Genomic DNA, 2,575 nt, shown 5'->3' with positions numbered 1-2,575 from the left:
CCTGACAGCAAACCCACTTTGGCACTGTGATGCCGGGAGCGGGAGCCATCCACCTCATCCGCTTTGGGGCGGCGAGTCAGGTCTTCGGTCGTTTGTTTGCTGGCGAGATAGACCCAGTTCCTTCTTGATCGGGCATTTGAAAGACTGTACTCGCAGCACAAATTGACGTGCATAGTATCGGGTCGAAATCTCAGAGCTTATAGGCACGGCGCAGCCGATCAATGACGACCTCCCTCGTCATCGCGACCCCAAACTGCTTCGGCGTGAAATCATCCTGCCCGACAAGAGCGTCGACGAACGCTTGCATATCGGCCTTGATCGTCTCGGGCAGGTCGAACGTCGCCTCCGCGCTTAGGAGCTGCAACAGACGCGCAACATCGTTGCGGTGCTTCTTCACGTCCTTTTCGTCGACCTTCTCGCCCTCCGCACGACGGCGGCTGAGATCGACCCAGGCACGCGCCTTGAAGGGGATGAGGCCGGCTTCGTCGAGAACCGGCACACCGTCCAGCGATCGTCCCATCGTCTTGAGAAACGCATAATAGTCGGCGTCGAGCAGGATGGCCGACAGGCTCGCCGCTGCCTCGGCGATCGGGATCGGCACAAGTTGGCTGCCGGGTGCCAGCTCGAATCCGTCCGGCGCATTGGAGAACAGCTCCAGCATCGCCGGATATCCTTCGATCGACGGCTTGGCGAACCGATAAAGAATCCGCTCGCCTTCGCTACGCTGTCGGATCTCGTATCCGCCCGCCTCGACAAAGGCCATGAACTTTTCGGAGAACGCCGGGTCGAGCGCCTCGACGATGAGGACAATATCGAGATCCTTGGTCGCGCGGAAATCGAGACCGACTTCCTCCATGATCAGCTCGCATGCCGCGCCGCCGATCAGCACATACTGGTGCTCATGGCCCGAAAAATGCGCGCGAAAGCGGTCGACGCCAGCTACCATCCAAAGGGCTCCAAAAGATAATCGGCTGCCTGTGCGACTCGTTCGTTCGCGTCATGCCGTGCGCTCAGATAGAGCGAAAGTCGGTCGGCAACCTCGTTGTCGGTGAGGACTTGGGGATCATAGGCCCATGTCTGGATCTCGATCCGACGTTCGTCATAGGCCCAGGCAGGTTCCAATCCGTGTTGCCGTGCCATCCGCTTCCAAGCGGCTGCCGGCGCTGCCCTGCATTCGATTCGCGGTTCGGTGAGCATCGTATATTGGGCTAGGGCGCTTTCGCCCGCCAACACCGCCTCGTTCAAGGGTAGCTCGCCCGTGACATAGCGAATCTTGCGCACCGGCGATTGCAAGCGCCCCTCGACCGCGCGCCAGAGGTCGCCGCCACCGAAGCGCAGGCTCAGGCGACGCTGCCGGCCGACGCGGTGCGGCCGCGCCAGTTCGAGTGCCTCCAGTTCGTCGAACGCCCGGCTCATGCTCATGATCGCGACCTGGTAGCGCTCGGCGAGCTGGGTCAGGCTGGCATCGTTCACTTCGTGCCCAAGCAGCGCGGCAAGAATCACCACTTGTGAGGTTGGGGACATCTGCTCGGGCGATGGTCCTGGCTCGCTGGAATAGGTTTCGCGCAGGTCCACAAACGCTTCGGGCACATAGAATTGCGCCCCCGGAGAAATGAATGCGACGCGCTTTTCCACGAGGCGCCGACGCAATGCCGCTGGTACGCTTTCGAGCAACAGCACGAACAGGCGGGCATCGATATGGCGCCGCATCTGGTCCCGATGCTTCAGGAACTCGTCAACGCCGCCTATGGCACCACTTTGCGGAACGATGAATACGGCCGGGCCGTCGAGCAGCTCCCCGCGCCACATGCTATAGCGGTCATACAGAAAGTGCGGGAGTCCGAGCGGCTTGATGGGATCGAGAAGGAGGTGTGCCCCGAAGGCCTCGCGTGCATAGGTTTCCGTCGCGCTCGCAAGCGCACGCAATCGCATGTCCGGAAACTCATCTAACATCACTCGATCTATTTAACAGCAGTGGAGTTAAATATCCACTTCAATGTTAGATAGCGTGGTTGCCGCCAGCTCGGCTGCGATCCACCGGTCTATTTCATAGGCTTCGGCTGCGTTCCAGGATATTTGCGACCTAGCGGGAGGCAGCAACAACAACGCCGGCCTCGACCATCACGCCGCCGGCCGCACGGTATCCAGAACGGGAAAACCGTTCTCTAGCCCAAGCCTCACAGCACCAATGACAGGGTCGGGGTCATGAGCTGCGCACCAGAATCTGAGCTGTGAACCTTCGAGGCATAGAAACTCGCAGTCGAATAGACCAATGCAGAATTGGGTCGGCTGCAGAAGGGCAGCTACACGGCCTTCGCTACCCGATAGCGGATGAGGTGGATGGCTCCCGCTCCCGGCATCTGAGTGCCAAAATGGGTTTGCTGTCTGGCAACCCAAGCAAAGGAGCCATCCGCCATGCAGATTACCACCGTGGGCCTCGATTTGGCCAAGCGTGTTTTTCAAGTTCATGCCGTTGACGCGTCTGGAGACGTTGTCGTGCGCAAGGCACTACGGCGATCGCAGGTTTTGCCGTTCTTCACCAAGTTGCCACCCTGCCTGATCGGCATCGAGGCCT

Annotated in this window: 2 protein-coding genes and 2 pseudogenes; 1 reads left to right on the top strand and 3 read right to left on the bottom strand. The window is 60.1% G+C overall.

What is annotated here, in order from left to right; all coding sequences use genetic code 11:
* Nucleotides 1–190: 190 nt before the first annotated feature.
* The 3 genes and pseudogenes from AC1DUU_RS29130 to AC1DUU_RS29120 all read right to left on the bottom strand — a co-directional run.
* Nucleotides 191–946 (bottom strand): hypothetical protein, encoded by a 756-nt coding sequence (locus tag AC1DUU_RS29130; RefSeq protein WP_476786802.1) that lies wholly within the window; start codon nucleotides 944–946, stop codon nucleotides 191–193.
* Nucleotides 940–1,932: a hypothetical protein gene (locus AC1DUU_RS29125; RefSeq protein WP_476786801.1), complete on the bottom strand. Its 993-nt coding sequence runs from the start codon at nucleotides 1,930–1,932 to the stop codon at nucleotides 940–942. Before AC1DUU_RS29125 ends, AC1DUU_RS29130 begins: the two co-directional genes overlap by 7 nt.
* A gap of 201 nt (nucleotides 1,933–2,133) precedes the next feature.
* Nucleotides 2,134–2,274, bottom strand: a pseudogene (locus AC1DUU_RS29120) (exonuclease); the annotation flags it as partial.
* Between the two features lie 141 nt (nucleotides 2,275–2,415).
* Between AC1DUU_RS29120 and AC1DUU_RS29115 the strand changes: the two are divergent.
* A pseudogene (locus tag AC1DUU_RS29115) lies at nucleotides 2,416–2,575 on the top strand (IS110 family transposase); the annotation flags it as partial.

It is taken from the genome of Aminobacter sp. P4_H6_2 (genome assembly GCF_056400805.1).
This window is presented reverse-complemented; position numbering and strand designations above follow the sequence as displayed.

Excerpts from the sequence above, each read along its gene's own strand:
- AC1DUU_RS29130 (WP_476786802.1), bottom strand. The coding sequence starts at position 946 with ATGGTAGCTGGCGTCGACCGCTTTCGCGCGCATTTTTCGGGCCATGAG.
- AC1DUU_RS29125 (WP_476786801.1), bottom strand. The coding sequence starts at position 1,932 with ATGCGATTGCGTGCGCTTGCGAGCGCGACGGAAACCTATGCACGCGAG.